Source organism: Providencia sp. PROV252, from assembly GCF_033676005.1.
Classification (GTDB): domain Bacteria; phylum Pseudomonadota; class Gammaproteobacteria; order Enterobacterales; family Enterobacteriaceae; genus Providencia; species Providencia vermicola.
In genome coordinates this window covers 1739887-1757346 of the sequence record NZ_CP096294.1, presented here as the reverse complement: position 1 = coordinate 1757346, position 17460 = coordinate 1739887, and the positions used below count along the sequence as shown (strand labels likewise).

Genomic DNA, 17460 nt, shown 5'->3' with positions numbered 1-17460 from the left:
CTTTTGCATTTTCCACAGAATTAATTGTTTTCATTGAGTTAAGGTTTCTTTGAGCACAAAAAAACCACCCTTAGGTGGTTAGTTAAGTAAACAATGTGATTTATTTGCTAATCGCCGCTTGTATAGCATCTGCTAGATTTCCGATATGTTCAGCTGCGGCAGTCAAATCATTAGACATATTGCCATACGTTGGTGGTGAGCTTGACGCTGATGCCTTGGCAATTTCTAAGGCTGCTTGCACTGCCAGTAATCTTTTGTGCTTAGCTTCATCATCATAACCATCATGAGCGTAGTAATCTTCTAACATAGATACTCTCCTTATAATAAATAAGCATATATAGATATTGTGGCTATTGATTAAAAAAACAACCCTCACAGGCTAAAAATTATAGTTCTTACATAATATCTATCAATGCTACCCAATGAATCACATTTTAAAAATTAAACATATCCACTCGTCACTTTCCGTAAACTCTATGAACTTCCATTAACACATTCCTTTATTATGTAGATGCATTGATGTATGAAAAAACCATAAAAAAAGCCGCTTTTCAGCGGCTTATAACTAAAACATGCTAGTATGCTATATAGTGTTTTTTTAATTCTAAGCACCAATTTTTTAATGTCCTAGCTCTTCTAGCTAGTGTTTCACTGCTTAGTGTGAAACACTGCTCTTTTAAAAATTTCTCCGCTGAACAAGGATCCAGTTCAGATAAATTATTTACCTCGGCCCACTGTATCCAAGCCCAACAACAGTGACTTTGCTCGAAATTTTTTGCAGCTATTTTTAATTTTGTATTATCATCAGCTTCTATTAGTTGCTGCCCTGAAACAGTGACATTTCTATGCTGATCAATAAAACCTAATATTCTTGACGCGTGAAGATAATAATATATATGTCTCTCGCTTAGTCCTGTATTGGTAGTATCTAAGCTGTTATCAGACCATTTTATCTCAATTATTTTAAATATAGTTTTAAGGATATCGGCTTGGGGTACCTGCTCACCACTAACAGAAGTAGCTGCAGACCTGCGTATATCGTTTAAATAAAATTCAGCGGCAGATTTAGTTAAATCAAATATAACCTCATCAGTGTTAGTGTTTTTTAACTCAAAATTAGTACCTGTTTCAATAACACTATTCAATAAATAAAAGAAAGATTGAAAATCTAATCCATTTTCCATCATGAATTTTTTAATATCTTTCCTATTCAAAATAAGATTATAAAGTCTATTTAAAATAGGCTCAAAATCAGCTAATTTTTCAGCTTGAAATGATAATATAAAAGAACCTGGCCTTGCTGCAACAGGCCGTATTTTATCTTTAAAATCATGAGCTTTAATCATATGTTGATAAAAAACATCAAAAGAATCAAAAATGCTAGATACATGATTTAAATCTAAAATACTTTTTTTAGCACTTTTTTCCACATGAATTTCATGTGTTGAATATTCTACTGGATTACCTAGGCACCCATTAACTAACATAGGGACAACGGAACTAATACCCAAACCTTTTTTAGGGAGGGCTATATCATATACATCTTGCGCGTCTTTTGTTTCAATTGATACTGAACATTCGTCAAAATATATATTTGCTGTATAAAAAAATGATTGCTCCTGTTCAGTCAAAACCGAATAAATATCAATCCTTTTTCTTTCTAGCATTTCCAATCTGTCTGGTGATATCGGAATAATAAACCAGTTAGAAGAGTCCGTTGAATCACCAATCCAATATACTATATATATTGATGCAACTTCGTTCGTTACGGAAAATAGGCGTGGTTCATCATAAAACTCATAAACATTACGAATAACTAAGTTGCCGAATAATTTATGGGAAATAAATATATTTTTCATTTATCTCCCCCCGATACGCATTCAAAATGCTCATGAATATTTGAATTCACTCTTAACCAAACGGTGAAATGAGCAGGATTCACAAATGTTTGCTTCATTTTACCCATTTTAGCTATGAGCTCTCCCTTGGCTATCTTTTTATTACCTAGCGCTTGAGGAAATTTATCTTGATTATTCTTCGCGCCCTCATAACTATTAAAAAATGATGTGCCATAGACACACTCTTTTTTTTCTCTCGAATTGCAAGCATTAAGTCTTCTTTTATCTTCTTCATAAGTTGAAGCAAAACATGCTTGCGCTGGAGGATCGCAAATAACAAGCCTAAAAAGCTCCCCTTCTGCATCGAATGCACTTTTAGGGGGAACAAATGCAGGATAAAAATCAGGCCATTCACCTAATTCATCACTTAAAGTATCATTATTTTCAACAGAAAGTCCTGACATATTATCAATCCATGAAAAAACCTACTAATGTAGGTTGATTTGATTTTAAACTATTGATGTAAATATATCAGAAAAATTTTAAACATAAATGAAAAGGTTAATTCTATGTGATATTGATTCTAATTTTTATCCTATCTTCTCTTCCTGAGTTCCAATACCAGTAAGCGTTTTACTCTTCCAGCTTCCGTATCGCTTCGATCTGCGCGTTCGCCTTATCCAGAGCTGCTAATAAAGAATCAATCCATAGCACTGCTTGGCAATAAGTTAGGGTGTCGGTGGTAATGGCACGAGCACTGGCTCGGTTAGTGTTTTGGGGATCGGAGTACATTGACCGTAATTCGTAGGTGTACTTGAGCACCCCATCAGCAATAGGCTGAGGCACAGGCAAATCACAAGTAAGCTCTTTTTTGAGTATTTCTCGATATTCAATGACTTTCTCCTGTGATTTGGCTTCCGCCTGAATGCCATAGCGATAAGCTGTGGTAGCTATTTGATTAAACCGATTGAATTGTAGCGACTGGGTAGCAATGATTTTACTTTTGTTACTGTTATCTATCTTCAGCAACGAATTGCTTTCATATTCACTTACAGCCCACCAGCCTAAACCGACAACCATAAGAAATAACCAAGTGGAACTATCTATTTTCATAAGCTCACCTGCTTACCTCGATAGTGATCTAGGGCTTTTTGGCATCGTTTTTCTAAACTTACCTTGTCAATACTGCAGGTATCGTCTCTAAGTACATATACGCCAGTTGCCAAGTAGACGGGGAACCCGATAAAGAATAAGAGTAAGCCGAGTCGAACTTTCCAAGGCATACTGCATTTTCTATCTCTCTGCGTGTTATTAGGCCTTTCCACTCTTTACCCCCTGCATAAGTCCAGCGTTTTAATTCATTGCAAGCACCAGCGATATCACCTGCATTCAGTTTCTTTAGCATCGTAGAACGTGCAAAAGCACCTGTGCCCACGTTGTAAGCAAAGGAATAAATAGCGGCTCGGGTGTTATCGTCGATATCAACTTTGATTAGAGGGTCTACGCCCTTTCTGACTTTGCTGAGGTCTTTTTCAAGCAAAGCTAAACATTCTACTTCTGTATAGGTTTTGGTGGGGATGATGTCAGCACCCGTATGCCCAAAACAAACTGTGGTGACATTGACGACATCTTTATATGGTTTAGTTTCCATGCCTTCAAAATAAGCAATCATGCTTACAGTCAAAGCAATTAAGCCACCAGCGGCAGCCTTTTTTATTTTATTTGGTATTTTTGCCACTGTTAGCCTCTCTTAATTTGAATTCTTTCCGTTTGTAGTACCAGTTCACCAAAAATGTAGCGACAGTACATACAATCCCGATGAGCACCGCCCACTGGTCTAGTGATAACGCCCCTGCCGCTGTAGTGATTACTCCTAATGCATAAGAAAAGGGGCTTGAGTATTTTTCGTGCATACGCATATCCACCCCCTGCGGAGTGTTCCGATGTTTAGTTAATGGGTAGCCAACCGCAATGTCATTGCAGTAATTAAACGTGTTGATAGTGATTTGCGGTGGCTATGTACGAAAAAAGCCGCGCTAGGCGACCTTTTGAATTAAATGTGATTTGAATCACGATAAATACATTGATTTAGATTGCATTGCGTCGCGTTTGCGACAATAATGTATTTAACGGGAAGGCAATAAGGCAATCCCAACTCAACTAAGTGAGATTATTATGACTACTACCTACATCATCAAAGAAACTCAAAACGTTAATTCAGACCGCGACGGTGTTAAATTTGAGGCTGAAACATTAACTCAAGCAAAACGCTTTGCTTCTCGCAATCAGTCATTTCAAGGTACAACTCTTAAAATAGAATATGAAAATGGTGTTTTAGTGTGCTTCAAAGAAGCAGGAAAAACTTGGATTAACGCATAACACAAGGAGCTTCGGCTCCTTTTTAAATAAGGCATATCATGACACATTCAGAGCTAAAGCAATTAAGGCAACTGCTTTTTCTATCACAAGCTGAAGCCGCAGAGCATGTGGGCAAAGTAGAACCACGGTCTTGGCAGAGATGGGAAAAAGGCACGTCACCAATCCCAACTGACGTTATTAGTCAAATGCAAATGCTCTCACTGACAAGACAAGAGTTAATCGAATCCCTTCCAGACTTCGAACACTATAACTACAAGTATTTTGAAACAATAGAAGACTATGCGGCAGAATCTGGCGTAAAGAGCATTGTTAGATGGCGACTTTCTCAGTCAGTTTCAGCGCAATTGTTTTCTGAAAAATCAGCGCGCATCTGGCGAGCTGAAGAAGCCATAAGAAACGATGAAAATGAATCTTAATCAATGGCTGACTATTTATCGTAAAATTCTCAATGACAGACTCTTATATAATGAGATAGGCAAAAAAACTTATACTGAATATGACCTGTCACTGAGAAGGTCTTCATCGCTATGGGGCGAAACTCCATTAGTAGAGATTTCTGTCAGCAACATAGCTAATGCATTATCCAGCATCCAAAATGAAGGTAAATCAAGCGCTGCCTATCGTTTCAAAGTCCACCTAAACAATATATTTATTGAAGCGCAACGTGATGGTGTAATACCAATTAATCACAACCCTGCGGCGATTGTTAGAACCCCAAGAAGAATAATTAAAACCCAGCGACTGCTAATTGATGAATGGCGTTTGATATTTGAATACGCTAAGTATGCTGCGCCAGAGTACTTTTCAAATAGCATGTTGCTAGCACTGATAACAGGACAACGCATTAGTGATATAGTCAAAATGCATCACAATGATATTTTTAATGGCTATCTTCATGTTACACAACAGAAAACAAATGAACGGATAGCTATTCCCACATCGCTAAAACTAGATGAAATAAACTTCAGCTTAGAAGATGTCATTTCTATCTGTTCAACCTCGGGCAACTTACTTAATTACAATAATGGAAAACCAGTAAAAACTTGGGCCGTTTCTCGATGGTTTAAAATATGTAGGGACTCTGTCCTACCAAAACCAATCACTGGGAAGCCACCATCGTTTAGAGAGCAACGGTCGTTGTCGGAGCGCTTATATCGAGCGCAAGGTATAGATACGATGACTCTACTTGGGCATAAACATCAATATATGACAGACAACTATCATGATATTAGAAATAAAGACTATCGACGCTTGATAGTTGAATAATCAGCTGTTCGGAATAACCAAACATATGAACTATCTGGAAATACCAGATAGTTCAACATGTAAGAATCACTTACAAGTCAGCATGCTCTATTATCTCTAACTTTGTTTGCTCAAATCGCTCAGTTTCTAACTCAACGCCAATCACCCTGCGATTAAGTTTTAATGCCGCTTTTATTGTGGCGCCAGAGCCCATGAAGAAATCGGCAACAACATCACCTTCACGACTACTACTATTGATTATGTGTTCCATCATCTCTGAAGGTTTTTCGCACGGATGTTTACCAGGATAGTATTGTACAGGTGGGTATACCCATACATCTGTATAAGGAACATCAACGGTCACAGTGAAGGGACGACGTAATAATTGATATTGTTCAGCCAGCTCATGATATTCGCGTCTTAATGTGATTTGCTCACTCATTAACTCTGCATGTTCACGACATAACTGGCTTTTACTTAATTTCTCCTCAGCAACACGCTTGAACAAGCCCTGAAGCTTCAAATAATCCGTTTCACTCGGTAGCTGCCACTGACTATATCCGAACCAGTGTGAGGCCATTTGCTTGCCTGTGGCCTCGTGGATCTCTTTTGCTGTTATCCCTAACGAATCACGGGCTTGCTTGAAATACTCAATCAGCGGCTTAAGTACGTTTTCTTTAAGCTCACGGCATTGTTGCAGATATTCACTACTTTTCCCTTTGTAAGGGCTTTGGTAATGCTCTGCAAATATAATGCGCTCTGTGCTTGGAAAAAAACTACGCAGATCAGCTTTACACGCTCTTCGCCATGGCCCTGATGGCTTAGCCCAAATTATATGATTTAAAATATTGAACCGCTCACGAACCAATATTTCAGTATCAGCCGCCAGTTTAGATCCACAAAACATGTAAAGACTGCCTGTTGGCTTTAATACCCGCCAAAATTCAGAAAGCATTTCATCAAGCCAAGATAAATAGGCAGTGACATTTTCCCACTGATTATCCCAACCACAGCTTTTAATTTGAAAATAAGGCGGGTCAGTTGCAATTAGGTCGATGCAATTATCTGGAAGTGTCTTTATGTAGCTGAGTGAGTCGTCATTGACTAAATTTATACTGTTTAAAATTACAGTGTTTTTCATAGATCAGGAGAACCTTTTTTGATAAGCTCACCTAGCTTTACGCGTATAAGCGGTGGGCCTTGGTTTATCCGTGACCTCAACAACGGGTAAATGGCTGGTGGAGTGCGTCAACACCCACCAGCCGCCCATTTTCACAGTTGGATATTTTGAAATGTGTTTTCTTTGATATTTTCTACAACTAACCCAGCCATTGCTAACTGTGTTAGTATCAATTGACAGTGCGGCTGTGTTAGCCCAGTGACTTGTGAAACCTCACCTGCTGTAACAGCCTCAGTATATGGGGTAGCCTCAAAAATAATTTTTGCTTCTTGCGTTATATCACTCTGTTTTAACATGATATTTTAAAACCCTTGGTCAGTTATTGTGCATAACTACACATGTAACTCTGACCAAACGTAACAGCAAGTCTTATATTTATTTTAGGCAATAAAAAACCCCGCATTGCGAGGTTATAAACAATTTTGGCAACATACCAAATTAGCCTTAAATATGGCTCATTTTGTTAACTTTTGCAAGTTTTACACTTCATTTTTACTTTTCTGTTCTTGCCTTTTATTTCTCATTAAAAAAAGTGAGTTCTCATCCAGATTGCCACAAATATATAACATCTTGATCCAGTGGGGATGATAGGTTTTATTCCAGTTATATCGACTTACGCCAGCCAATTCAGCAAGTTTGGTTTGTGAGTAATTTTCTGCCTCATATCCTTGTACTGATAACCAAATCAATGCCTTTAGACGCCCCTTAACTTTACTACTTAAATTATACGCTGCTGCATATTCATTAAATTCACACCAGATGTATTTACAGATATTCACCTGATGTTCAAAGTTTAGGTCATTGCCATATCTATACATAATCCATGATCGGTGCTCATCACTTAATGCATTTATAGCTCTTCTCCATGAACTCATTTCAAATGTATGAGGATCAATCATTGGCCCTGGTGTTCTATTGCTTCTAGTTTCTAATGCATAAACGGGGTCTGTATCTCGGCAAACAAGACGGCCGTTTAATTCTAGGTTTCTTACTCTAACTCTTGGTGTTGTTTTAGTATCAGTCAAACCAAACCCCTCAAATGCTTCTAGTTGCCCTTTCGTTGTACCAACGCAACTATTTACTGCATCATAAGCTTTGATACTTAAATATTCTAAATCATGAGAATAGATAGCCATGTAATCCCCCACTGCGTTCCGCACAACGCATTAACCGAATACACCCAGACCGATTGAGCGGTCTAGAAATTTAAATAATAAAACCAACTGGCTACCATGTACCATTTCCCATCCGTTTGGATCCTTATGCAATTCGCTGTGGTGAATGCGACATAATGGGATAGTGAACAAGTCATGGGCCTTAGTGCCCATTCCACCCTGACCGTGACCGATTAGGTGATGTGCTTCGTGCGAGATGGAGTTACAAACACAACATGGCTGTGATTTTACCCACTGCAGGTATTTATCATTAGTCCAACGCTGTAATTTAGGCTTTAACATCAAGCTAGCTGGTGGCTCAGGATCTACAGTTAGTTTTAATACCTGCTTTATCTCTTCAACATCATTAAACTCGTCGCTGAGGAATGATGAAGAAAGAGAGATAGGCCCTACTGATTTATCGCTTAGTGAATTAGGCACTGGGATAATAAGCATGCGACCATTAAAACTTGATAATTCACTTACTCCTGGTCGAAATATTACTAACCCCAAATCTGGTACCGTATTCGCTGTAAGTATTGAAGCCTTATGCATATGCTTTGTGCTCCATCCATAAACCCGCTATCCATTTCACACCCTTAGCCGTGAATCTGGCTTGAGTAAATGCATATTCAGTCCCTTGGGTTACACCTGTTTTTACTTCAAATCGCCCCGCTTCTGAATGCTGCTGATATGGTGTTAATATATTGTTGAGCCGATACATGATTTTTTTATCAAGTAAAAAGCCCCTAAATTCTGTCTCTTTAATATCCAACAACTTACACACCTGCCTAAATGTCATTGCGCCAGTTGCTTTCACGTATCGATCAACAAACTCAACTTTCGGAGCAGCTTCAATTAACTTATTTTCAAGCTGTTGTTTTTCTTCTTCCAGATCCGCTGCTAAACGCAAGGCTTCAGAGAATGTTGTTGGTACCAGTTTTTGGTTTTCTAACTCTTGCCATCTATCCACCAGCCTTGCTGTGAACATTGGTGATAATTGAGCCACGACAACATAACTGTCACGTTTATTTAATTGATAAACTTGTACCACTTGGTTTTGATGATTTCTAACCTCCCCCATTGGGGGGAGTTGAATTGCACCTCGCGCCGCCAGGCGTTCTATAGACTGCTTAACTTTGTCATGACGAGATTCAACTAATTCAGATATTTCAACGCTCGACATTGTTAATGCTTTTATCGATAACTGATTCATATAATTTCTCCACGTTTACGCAACCGCATTTGCGTTTTTAAATACTAACTACTCGTTCATTCCATACTGTTACTGCCGTAGGTTTGTCATTTACTTCTGGTCCCTTTTCACCGCAACTGTGGCATTGAATGTAAAACCATGTTCTATAACTGTGGCTCTCGATGGTTATATTTTCACTTCCACAATGAGGACAAGGGTAAATTTCGGCTATTTTGCTTTTCATCCAACCTTCCCCTCATGCTGAAGCTTTTTATTTTCAATAAACATTAAATCTGTTCTGGCACTTCGCAATCTGGCTTTAGTGTTCTTTTCTTCCTTGAGCAACCCATCAACTGATTTGCGTAACTCATCACGCCTTTTCCCTAGATCTGCAATTTCACGAATTACCGCTTCTGCGTCTTTTGCCCTTCTGAGTAGTAATTCAAACGGATCGATAACACAGTTACACTGCTCACACTCAACTAGTCGGTACTGTTCATCGATAACAATGGCGCCATGATGACAGCGGGTTTGCTCGTAGTCCTTTTTCCCCTTAACTACTGCACCTGATTTAGGTTTACTATCATCAGAGAATTTGACTTTAATGATGTTGTCAGTCATAAAATCGCTCCTCCCCACATAGCTTGAGTAATTTAATAAAAACCTTACCTCTTGGATGTAGTTTCCGTTTCTGATACCTAATTTCAAAGAATGAGGCGTCACAGCCAAGGTCTAAGGCTTTAATCGTTTTGGAGGCAATAAAATCAGTTTGTCGGTTATAGGCTTCATTTAGCTTCAACAAAGTAGTTCCTTTCATGTGCGTACCTCCGATAAAAGCTTATTAAACTGTAATATCAATGGGTTATGCGTTTTCATTAACTCTTTAACATCACACTTAACATATGGCTTTGTTTTTACTCTATATTTCTTACTTTTATTATCCTGCGCTACTACCTTTTCGTAAGCATTCTGCTGAAGTACATAAACAATAAAAGTTCCTTCCTTTCTGTCTGTTTTCGCTACCGCGCCAGCTCTAAGTAAAAACGCTATCGTATGCTTTGTATGATTATCAGATGACGCATATATACTTCTGATTTTCTTCGTTGTTATTTCATTACCCGCTTTAAATTCACTCGCGATTCTTAGATATAAGGGAGTCATACCGCTTCCCCTAAAATTGCCTTGCCTACTTCCATTAAGCGATTCTTTGAAACGTGCGTACCTACTGCTTTTGGTTCTACAAATGGACGCCAAATAAGAAGAATCGAGCCCTTACTATTGCCCTTTTTCTCTTTTCCTGTGTTGGGATCAACAAAATTAATACGGCCATCAATGATAGTTCGAACTTCATCAACGCTTTTTAGCGCCAATGAGTACCAGGATGTTGATTTATCTGCTGGCAATAACATCACTATTGGTTGGTTTTGCTTTGCGCATTGCTCTGCGGCTTTAGCGATCCACGGTTTAATCTTGCTATAAGGCGGGTTACACCATATGGCGCCACGACTTACCCAATCACTTTGTAATGCATTCTGCTCTATGGTTAAGAAATATGAGCACAAGGCATTTTGCTCATTTGCGGCAGCATCTAACCAAAATCCAAATTCAAGCGTTAAAGCTTCAAATAGCCACTGAGGTGTTTGCCAGCAATCTTTATCTTCTGGTGCGGTATTACTCGAATAAACAGCCATCAGATAATCTCCTTTTGCTTGAAGACCTCTGCGAATAAGCGAACATGCTTATAGCGATGCTGAACACTGAAACCATCAACTAAGCAATTTAAGTGCTTATATTTCCTAGATATCGTTAAAAAATATCTATCTTGGTTCCACTGACGACGCAATTCACGAATAGCCCACCAGCGGCGCAATTGATGAAACATGGCGACTAAACCAAAAACGTTTGCCCCGTAAATTTCCTTAGATTCACTACGCATCACGCTGTCACCTCTCTAGCTGCTTGCTCTGCCGCCTGTTGCCAAATCCCCTTCCATGCCGAACGCCCTGCAAATTCATTTAGGCGACCTAGCCCACTTCTGCTAGCCATTTCTTTGGCAATTTCTTGGATCCTGTTAGCTGGCTTCCAACCTGTTGAGAAAATTTGAGTAAATACAGTGTCACGTTCAACAGTATCGATATTTACAGACACTTCACCTGGCTTCAGCCACTTTTTGTTGATGCAAACAGGACGGCCTTTGGCATGCCATTTTTGGGAAAGTTGGTGATAGCTTTCAAACTTTTCTTTTCCGAAAACAGTCATAGGTCTAAGGTTATGGGAAAATTCATCATCATTAAGCCATTTAGCCGTTAAGTAGTCTGCTACCTGATTGAGATCATCCACGGTATAGCCTTCAGACAATCGGTCGTTGATGTACCCCATGGTAGTTTTCTTGTTCTGGTAACTCGATTTAGTGATTTTGTTAAAATGATCCAAAACAACCAACGCGTGGTCGGGCTCAGCATGAGCCTGACAAGAAGAGTTACTCTCTGTTGTAATCTCTTGAGTATTCTCTGTAGTACTCTCTGTAAGATCAGGGCAATTTGCCCCGTTCGATGGGGTCATTTTGGTATTATTCGAACGTTTCATTTTGCGCTTATCGATAAGGTCATTTTGACCTGTTCGAAGAGCCTTTCTTGAGTTACTCGAAGGGTTCAATATGAACTCATCGGAGAGCAATACATGTTCATAATTTATAGAGTAATAATTTGTGCGGTCATGGGTTCGTTTATTGATTTGCTCAATATTTAATACACCCAATTTTTTTAAATTGTTAAATGCACGCTTAATTGTGGATTCAGAAAAATACGGGAACTGTTCACGCCATTCTTCAATAGTGTTATAAATCCAGCGGTGCCCCTCATGGTCAACGCCTGACGATGTTTCAGATAGCCAATATTGAACTTGCTGAAGCAATAAAGCCTCATTCAAGCCCAAACGAACCGCCAGTTCAGGTATAACAATCTGTGGGCGTGTTTTAAGTAGTAACAAGCTGCTCATTCCATCACCCTTGTGAATTCGGCTTTAAATTTGTACAAAGGGGCGAAGCACTCATGTTCGTAATCGTCACGCAAGAATATGACCCACTTTTTGACTCGGTCATAACGTATGACACGAACACGAATACCGCGCTTATCCAGATAAATGCGATTGAGATTGTTGGCATCTTCATTGGACATGATCCCCTCTCCCGCAATTGGCATTAAATTCATCTACCAACCACTGCATAAATGGGTAGTTGGTTTCTTGGTAACCATTTGGTAATTTAATCTCATAGACGAAACGGTTATTACGGATTGAAGCGCGTACTTGCGCTCTACCCGATAAATTCGTTACACTGCTCATGCTAGTTACTCCACACAAGTTGTTATTAGCACTCGACGCCTCGGACCGCATATCTGGGGCGTCAACCTTTCTTATGTAATTTAATGAGTGCATTGATAGCCCCTCTAGTGCTTGCGATTGCCTTATCCAACATGGTCAGAATTTGTTTTTCTTCATGCCTATCAACAACACCGTCTTCCAATGCTTTACCAATGAATACAACTAACTCACCACGAGTTGTTGATGCACGAGTTTGTAATTTGAATAATTCGGGTTCGTCTAAATCCTCTGGACTTATCTTTTCCACCAGCAGCAAATTTCTTCTGTTTGCGTAATACTCAGCAAGAAATGAGGTGTTAGATAAATCCTCCATTGCCTCAAGTTCTTCGCGCTCAAAAAAACGACACCCGTTTTTCTCGTACAAATTGTTGTTGAACGTGGTTTCTGTCATACCCAAAGCACCCGCCATCGCTGACCTGCCTCCTGGGTATGCCTTACACATCTCTTTCACGACTTCTTTTAATGTTTGTTTGCACATATCTACAATTCCGTTGTTTTGTTTGTAGTTAACTCAATTGGTTTCCTCTGATAAATTCCACAACAACTTTTAATTGTTATGGATATAAATCAGGACGTAACTTGCTTCTAGAAACCCCTGATGCCTGTTCAACAACAAGGACTTTGTCTGCTGGAACCCTTTTGTTTCTATTTAACCAATTCCAGATTTGTTGCTGCTTGACTGGCTTATTCAGAAGCTCGCTAATACGTTTTGCTAGCTGTGTTTGCCCACCAGCAGCTACAATTGCTGTTTGTAATCCAGCAACGCATGATTCATTGGTTACATGCCCCATAACTCCCCCAAAGTTGTAAATAACAACTTTATATTAATCCATACCAACAACTTTGACAACTTTTAGATGTTGGAAACATCAACACTTAAAGTTGTAAAATACAATTTCGAGGGAGGGAAATGTATGTCGATAGCTAAACGGTTGTTAGACGCAAGAGTTAAAGCAGGAATGAGCCAGGCGGATCTTGCAGAGAAAGTTGGTGTCAGTCAGCAGTCAATTCAAAAAATTGAGTCAGGGCAAACAAATGCCCCAAGAAGAGTTGCAGATATAGCCAAAGCAGTTAATGTTTCAGCCCATTGGTTGCAGTTTGGGGCTAGGGACGAAAATGGCAAAAAAACAGACTATGAAGTAAAGGAATGGGAAGAAGTCCCAACTTATAGTGATGCTGACTTTGTGGATATTCCCGTGCTTGATATTGAATTAGCTGCTGGTTGTGGCGCAAATGCCGAAGTTGTTGAGTCTGAAGAATATACATACCCATTCCGTAGGGATGAGTTGCGTAAATATGGTGTCAGTGCAAGTAATGCACGAATTGTAAAAATAGTTGGAAATAGCCTATTCCCTGTATTGAATGGGGGGGATCTGGTTGCTATTGATGTCAGCAATAAAAAGATAAAAGATGGTGACCTTTACGCGATAAGAGATGGTGTTTTATTGCGCGTTAAGATTTTGATTTATCGACCTGACGGTGGGCTGATAATACGAAGCTTTAATAGGGATGAGTACCCTGATGAACAGCTACCAAGAAGTGAAGCTGTCGCCAGGGTTCATGTGATTGGTCGAGTCTTTTGGTCATCAAGAAGCTGGTAAAAATTTCATTAAAATATCTTCTGTTGTTATTTTAATACTAGACTTACCACTATCTCTGTCTTCAATCGCCTTCTCTATTTTTCTTCCGTGACTGGAGTACCTCCAATCACGGGAGGATAGAGCCCCAATAACAAGATAATCAGCCGATTGAGTTACTCTATCTATAACCTTACCACCAGCGTCCTCTATCATTTTTGAAACTAACGACCTCTTTCCTGTCAAAAAATTACCAGTCAAACAAATGCTAACCCCAGATATATCAAAATTATCAATATCATCGCACGGTAAGTGACATGACAACCCATCAACTACGCCGCTATCTAGATCTGTACCAGAAAAATCGACCAGCGCCTTATAGAGTATTTCACTTTCATTTTTATCTATAATACCATCCTCTTTAATGGTTTTTATTAGCTCATACAAGTGTTTACCAGGATAGTTTCTTTTTAGCATTCCATTTTGAGTGAGCCACCAATCAAGATAATTAATCTCATCAAAGCCTAGCTGCCTATCTGCAATAATTCCCTTACATAGGCCGTTAAGTAGATTGATGTCTGACTCTTTTGAATACAAATCAATATTTGGCATATCAATTATTGATCGCTGAACTTCTAGTAAAGTATTTTTCAGTTCTTCTCGCTCATCCGCTGTAATTATCCCGTCTTCCAGCACTCTTGCGATCCTTTCTTGTAAAAGCACCACAAATGGATTATCTGAAATTTGTTCTGAGTCCGAAAGCCAAGTGGTTATGTAAAGAATCTCAGAGTCTGATAGTTCATTATCAGATAGAACGCCATCAATAATGGAAATTAGATTTGCGAATAGCTTGTCTCTGTTCTGTTTATAGTTAAAAGCTGGGTTGATTTTCATAGTCTCTCCTATTTTATCTATCCTTAAATTTTCTTTAACTTAAATCAAACAACATAAAGTTGTTGACAAAGGTGTTTTATACAACTAAATTACAACTTAAGGATGTTCACGTGAAAGACTCCAATAACAACTTTCACAACTTAAGGGCTAAATAATGCAAACCAATTCAAATGAACCAATCGTTACTTTTAGTGTTGCTATGTCGCAAGAAGATGCTGCGGCATGGATTATGGAAAAAGCCGCTGAACTTCAAAAGCTGGCGGCATTAAAAGCCCGACAATCTGATCTGCAGCGACAATTAGAAAAACTCGATGAAGAAATCTTCGATCAGTCTGAACGCTGCCAAGTCATTATTAATGCTTAACTGAATTCAATTGTGTGGAGTGCTTAGTATGGGAATGCTTATTTTAACCCGCCGAGTCAGTGAAGAAGTCATGATCGGCGATGATATTAAAATTAAAATCTTAGGGGTCAAAGGAAACCAAGTGCGGATTGGTGTCGCTGCCCCCGAAGATGTATCAGTACATCGTGAAGAAATTTATCAACGTGTTTTAGCTGAAAGAAATAATGCCAGTGCTAGTAAGTAGTTATTGATATTTTTGGTGGCGACCTGAATCTTCCACACTACGAGGTTGATGATAATGTTCTATTCAGTAGCCACCCTTTTTACATCACACATAAGACCGCTAATATTTAATCAGTCCATACTAGGTAATATGTTTTAATTATTATTAGCGGTCTTATTTGTGGAGTAATAACCTAATTATGAGGATCTACTCATGAGTGAAGATAGAAAAACAAATATACCTGAATTTTTAGGCGAATTAGATGCAGGAATATTTGAAAATAAAGTTGCAGCTGTATTAAATGATGTTGCACTAGGTGTTATAAAACACGCGGGGAAAGGAAAAGTTATTATCGAAATGGATATCTCTCGAATGAATAATTCAATCGAGGAAAAGCGAGTATTAATCCAACATAAACTTAAGTTTACTGCACCAACACCAAAGGGAAAACGTTCGGAAGAGGATACTACTGAAACGCCAATGTACGTAAATAAAGGCGGCAAGCTTTCGATTATGCAAGAAGATCAGGGGCAGCTTTTTTCAATTAAAGGCGAACCTGACGGGAAATTAAAACAAGTTAATTAATTTCTTTTTTTAATTAAAACTCAATCTTTAAAAATACTTTATTAAATAAGTAGGAGCTTTTATGTCTCAATTAAATGGCGATGCTATTTCTCAAATTACAGAACTAGTTATTGATGGTGTTCGTTTAGAAATTGTAGAAAATATGCCTTGCCCTGCTGTTGCTAAACCTAATGGGCTTGAAATTGTTAATCTAGAGAAATATCAAGTAGGCCGTTATCGCTTCCGTGGCTCATTAAGAACCACCAGCATTAGCGATTTTGTTAAGTATAGTATTGGTTATTCTGATGCGGATGGTGTCCGTTGTTTTATCGATGCTGAAGATATGAGTGCAAAAACTATCTTTAACCTAGGTACTATCGCAGATCCTGGTCATGCAGATAACTCTGCTGTAATTAGCTTGAAAAAAACATCCCCTTTTTCCGCTGTTCTATCCATTAGTGGGCGTAAACAAGGACAAAAAGAACTTGCTGAGTGGTTGGAGGATTGGCGCGATTTCCTATCAGCTTTCGACGCTGAAGGTAATTCTCTCGATATTAAGCAGGCTATCGGTGCTGTTCGTCGAATTACTATTGAATCAAGCCGTTCATCCGATCATGAAGATAGCGATTTTTCGGCTAAGAAATCAATTATGGAAAACGTCGAAGCAAAAAGCAAAGACATTATGCCAGCTGCTTTTGAGTTCAAATGTACCACCTATGAAGAATTGCAAGAACGCGCAATTAAACTTCGCTATAGCATTTTAACTTCACACGATACGCCAGTATTGGTTCTTCGTATTGTTCAACTTGAAAATTTAGCAGATCAAATGGCACTGGAATTTCGTGATCTACTTTCTTCTAAATTTGAAGGCTCTAAGGTCGAAACATTCATTGGTAATTTTTCAGCTTAATTAATTTATGCGCCACTAAACTGGTGGCGCTGTTTATTGTGTGGGGTAACTATGTCTTATATTTCAACTTTTACAGGTAAGCATTTTAATTTTATCAATATCAATGCGGATGATATCGATATTAATGATATCGCTCAGGGTTTGTCTAATGAATGCCGTTTTGCTGGGCAAATTAGCCAGTTTTATTCTGTTGCTCAACATTCTGTTTATGTGAGTCAAATTGTACCGCCTGAATATGCACTGGAAGCATTACTGCACGATGCCTCAGAAGCGTATTGCAAAGATATTCCTAGTCCACTAAAGGCTCTAATGCCTGAATATAAAGAAATTGAAGCCAGAGTCCAGCGGGCAGTTACTGAAAAATGGAGTTTGCCAACTTCATTAAGTGATGTTGTTCATTATGCGGATTTAACTTTATTAGCAACAGAACGCCGTGATCTAGAAATAGATGGTGACAATATATGGCCGCATTTGAAAGATATTCCAGCAAGCGACTTAATCAATGTTAATCCATTATTGCCAATTCAAGCACGTACTATGTTTATTCATCGTTATAACCAGTTAACAGGAATAGTAC

31 protein-coding genes and 1 pseudogene are annotated in these 17460 nt (G+C 38.7%); 9 read left to right on the top strand and 23 right to left on the bottom strand.

What is annotated here, in order from left to right; translation table 11 throughout:
* Positions 1-100: 100 nt before the first annotated feature.
* The 6 genes from M1F05_RS08030 to M1F05_RS08005 form a co-directional block, all read right to left on the bottom strand.
* The gene (locus M1F05_RS08030; RefSeq protein WP_217008382.1) at positions 101-307 is read right to left on the bottom strand and encodes a hypothetical protein; all 207 of its coding nucleotides are present in this window, start codon (positions 305-307) and stop codon (positions 101-103) included.
* Positions 308-575: 268 nt separating this feature from the next.
* Positions 576-1859 carry a DUF6575 domain-containing protein gene (locus tag M1F05_RS08025; RefSeq protein ID WP_318826026.1) on the bottom strand — a complete coding sequence of 428 codons (1284 nt, stop codon included), beginning with the start codon at positions 1857-1859 and terminating at the stop codon, positions 576-578.
* Positions 1856-2302, bottom strand: a complete 447-nt coding sequence (locus M1F05_RS08020) for a hypothetical protein (protein ID WP_217008384.1) — start codon at positions 2300-2302, stop codon at positions 1856-1858. Before M1F05_RS08020 ends, M1F05_RS08025 begins: the two co-directional genes overlap by 4 nt.
* 169 nt (positions 2303-2471) lie before the next feature.
* Positions 2472-2951 (bottom strand): hypothetical protein, encoded by a 480-nt coding sequence (locus tag M1F05_RS08015; protein WP_318826025.1) that lies wholly within the window; start codon positions 2949-2951, stop codon positions 2472-2474.
* Between the two features lie 58 nt (positions 2952-3009).
* Positions 3010-3576, bottom strand: a complete 567-nt coding sequence (locus M1F05_RS08010; protein WP_318826024.1) for a lysozyme — start codon at positions 3574-3576, stop codon at positions 3010-3012.
* Positions 3557-3757 carry a phage holin family protein gene (locus tag M1F05_RS08005; protein ID WP_198634808.1) on the bottom strand — a complete coding sequence of 67 codons (201 nt, stop codon included), beginning with the start codon at positions 3755-3757 and terminating at the stop codon, positions 3557-3559. The genes M1F05_RS08010 and M1F05_RS08005 overlap by 20 nt, the downstream gene beginning before the upstream one ends.
* A gap of 256 nt (positions 3758-4013) precedes the next feature.
* On the opposite strand from M1F05_RS08005, the gene M1F05_RS08000 reads away from it, so the two are divergent.
* Genes M1F05_RS08000 through M1F05_RS07990 form a run of 3 tightly spaced genes read left to right on the top strand, consistent with a single transcriptional unit; the run spans position 4014 to position 5483 of the window.
* Positions 4014-4217: a hypothetical protein gene (locus M1F05_RS08000; RefSeq protein WP_318826023.1), complete on the top strand. Its 204-nt coding sequence runs from the start codon at positions 4014-4016 to the stop codon at positions 4215-4217.
* A gap of 38 nt (positions 4218-4255) precedes the next feature.
* Positions 4256-4633 carry a DUF1870 family protein gene (locus M1F05_RS07995; protein WP_318826022.1) on the top strand — a complete coding sequence of 126 codons (378 nt, stop codon included), beginning with the start codon at positions 4256-4258 and terminating at the stop codon, positions 4631-4633.
* Positions 4623-5483, top strand: a complete 861-nt coding sequence (locus M1F05_RS07990; protein WP_318826021.1) for a tyrosine-type recombinase/integrase — start codon at positions 4623-4625, stop codon at positions 5481-5483. The genes M1F05_RS07995 and M1F05_RS07990 overlap by 11 nt, the downstream gene beginning before the upstream one ends.
* Positions 5484-5553: 70 nt before the next feature.
* Here M1F05_RS07990 and M1F05_RS07985 read toward each other — a convergent pair whose 3' ends face one another.
* The 16 genes from M1F05_RS07985 to M1F05_RS07910 all read right to left on the bottom strand — a co-directional run bounded on the left by M1F05_RS07985 (position 5554) and on the right by M1F05_RS07910 (position 13163).
* Positions 5554-6603: a site-specific DNA-methyltransferase gene (locus M1F05_RS07985; protein ID WP_318826020.1), complete on the bottom strand. Its 1050-nt coding sequence runs from the start codon at positions 6601-6603 to the stop codon at positions 5554-5556.
* Positions 6604-6734: 131 nt separating this feature from the next.
* Positions 6735-6938 carry a TrmB family transcriptional regulator gene (locus M1F05_RS07980; RefSeq protein ID WP_112307909.1) on the bottom strand — a complete coding sequence of 68 codons (204 nt, stop codon included), beginning with the start codon at positions 6936-6938 and terminating at the stop codon, positions 6735-6737.
* A gap of 183 nt (positions 6939-7121) precedes the next feature.
* The gene (locus tag M1F05_RS07975) at positions 7122-7778 is read right to left on the bottom strand and encodes a bacteriophage antitermination protein Q (RefSeq protein WP_318826019.1); all 657 of its coding nucleotides are present in this window, start codon (positions 7776-7778) and stop codon (positions 7122-7124) included.
* Positions 7779-7808: 30 nt separating this feature from the next.
* A complete protein-coding gene (locus M1F05_RS22750) occupies positions 7809-8351 on the bottom strand; it encodes a DUF968 domain-containing protein (RefSeq protein WP_412990647.1) in 543 nt (180 codons plus the stop codon).
* Positions 8344-9012 carry a phage antirepressor KilAC domain-containing protein gene (locus M1F05_RS07965; RefSeq protein WP_318826018.1) on the bottom strand — a complete coding sequence of 223 codons (669 nt, stop codon included), beginning with the start codon at positions 9010-9012 and terminating at the stop codon, positions 8344-8346. The genes M1F05_RS22750 and M1F05_RS07965 overlap by 8 nt, the downstream gene beginning before the upstream one ends.
* A gap of 37 nt (positions 9013-9049) precedes the next feature.
* Positions 9050-9235 carry a Lar family restriction alleviation protein gene (locus tag M1F05_RS07960; RefSeq protein ID WP_096864627.1) on the bottom strand — a complete coding sequence of 62 codons (186 nt, stop codon included), beginning with the start codon at positions 9233-9235 and terminating at the stop codon, positions 9050-9052.
* A complete protein-coding gene (locus M1F05_RS07955; protein ID WP_318826017.1) occupies positions 9232-9612 on the bottom strand; it encodes a hypothetical protein in 381 nt (126 codons plus the stop codon). Before M1F05_RS07955 ends, M1F05_RS07960 begins: the two co-directional genes overlap by 4 nt.
* Complete coding sequence (locus tag M1F05_RS07950; RefSeq protein WP_318826016.1) at positions 9605-9808, bottom strand: hypothetical protein; 204 nt, start codon at positions 9806-9808, stop codon at positions 9605-9607. The genes M1F05_RS07955 and M1F05_RS07950 overlap by 8 nt, the downstream gene beginning before the upstream one ends.
* Positions 9805-10152, bottom strand: coding sequence for a hypothetical protein (locus tag M1F05_RS07945; protein ID WP_318826015.1), 348 nt, complete (start codon positions 10150-10152; stop codon positions 9805-9807). Before M1F05_RS07945 ends, M1F05_RS07950 begins: the two co-directional genes overlap by 4 nt.
* Complete coding sequence (locus tag M1F05_RS07940) at positions 10149-10682, bottom strand: phage N-6-adenine-methyltransferase (RefSeq protein WP_318826014.1); 534 nt, start codon at positions 10680-10682, stop codon at positions 10149-10151. The genes M1F05_RS07945 and M1F05_RS07940 overlap by 4 nt, the downstream gene beginning before the upstream one ends.
* Entirely contained in the window at positions 10682-10927 is a 246-nt protein-coding gene (locus M1F05_RS07935) for a hypothetical protein (RefSeq protein ID WP_219248235.1), read from the bottom strand. Before M1F05_RS07935 ends, M1F05_RS07940 begins: the two co-directional genes overlap by 1 nt.
* Positions 10927-11988, bottom strand: coding sequence for a conserved phage C-terminal domain-containing protein (locus M1F05_RS07930; RefSeq protein WP_318826013.1), 1062 nt, complete (start codon positions 11986-11988; stop codon positions 10927-10929). Before M1F05_RS07930 ends, M1F05_RS07935 begins: the two co-directional genes overlap by 1 nt.
* Complete coding sequence (locus tag M1F05_RS07925) at positions 11985-12200, bottom strand: DUF4222 domain-containing protein (RefSeq protein WP_412990646.1); 216 nt, start codon at positions 12198-12200, stop codon at positions 11985-11987. Before M1F05_RS07925 ends, M1F05_RS07930 begins: the two co-directional genes overlap by 4 nt.
* The gene (locus tag M1F05_RS07920) at positions 12157-12333 is read right to left on the bottom strand and encodes a hypothetical protein (protein ID WP_219248238.1); all 177 of its coding nucleotides are present in this window, start codon (positions 12331-12333) and stop codon (positions 12157-12159) included. Before M1F05_RS07920 ends, M1F05_RS07925 begins: the two co-directional genes overlap by 44 nt.
* A gap of 61 nt (positions 12334-12394) precedes the next feature.
* On the bottom strand, positions 12395-12850 hold the full coding sequence (locus tag M1F05_RS07915) for a YmfL family putative regulatory protein (RefSeq protein WP_318826012.1): 456 nt from the start codon (positions 12848-12850) through the stop codon (positions 12395-12397).
* 76 nt (positions 12851-12926) lie between these two features.
* The gene (locus M1F05_RS07910; protein WP_006662236.1) at positions 12927-13163 is read right to left on the bottom strand and encodes a transcriptional regulator; all 237 of its coding nucleotides are present in this window, start codon (positions 13161-13163) and stop codon (positions 12927-12929) included.
* Between the two features lie 123 nt (positions 13164-13286).
* On the opposite strand from M1F05_RS07910, the gene M1F05_RS07905 reads away from it, so the two are divergent.
* Positions 13287-13973, top strand: a complete 687-nt coding sequence (locus M1F05_RS07905; RefSeq protein ID WP_318826011.1) for an XRE family transcriptional regulator — start codon at positions 13287-13289, stop codon at positions 13971-13973.
* Here the strand turns inward: M1F05_RS07905 and M1F05_RS07900 are convergent.
* Positions 13959-14843 (bottom strand): BRCT domain-containing protein, encoded by an 885-nt coding sequence (locus tag M1F05_RS07900; protein ID WP_318826010.1) that lies wholly within the window; start codon positions 14841-14843, stop codon positions 13959-13961. The genes M1F05_RS07905 and M1F05_RS07900 overlap by 15 nt on opposite strands.
* Before the next feature lie 154 nt (positions 14844-14997).
* On the opposite strand from M1F05_RS07900, the gene M1F05_RS07895 reads away from it, so the two are divergent.
* The 5 genes and pseudogenes from M1F05_RS07895 to M1F05_RS07875 form a co-directional block, all read left to right on the top strand.
* Entirely contained in the window at positions 14998-15207 is a 210-nt protein-coding gene (locus M1F05_RS07895) for a hypothetical protein (RefSeq protein ID WP_318826009.1), read from the top strand.
* 34 nt (positions 15208-15241) lie between these two features.
* Positions 15242-15430 (top strand): carbon storage regulator CsrA, encoded by a 189-nt coding sequence (gene csrA / locus M1F05_RS07890; protein ID WP_222960653.1) that lies wholly within the window; start codon positions 15242-15244, stop codon positions 15428-15430.
* Between the two features lie 192 nt (positions 15431-15622).
* Entirely contained in the window at positions 15623-15994 is a 372-nt protein-coding gene (locus tag M1F05_RS07885; RefSeq protein ID WP_318826008.1) for a hypothetical protein, read from the top strand.
* Between the two features lie 61 nt (positions 15995-16055).
* A complete protein-coding gene (locus M1F05_RS07880) occupies positions 16056-16883 on the top strand; it encodes a YfdQ family protein (RefSeq protein WP_318826007.1) in 828 nt (275 codons plus the stop codon).
* A gap of 51 nt (positions 16884-16934) precedes the next feature.
* Positions 16935-17450 (top strand): annotated as a pseudogene (locus tag M1F05_RS07875) (YfbR-like 5'-deoxynucleotidase); the annotation flags it as partial.
* Positions 17451-17460: the final 10 nt, after the last annotated feature.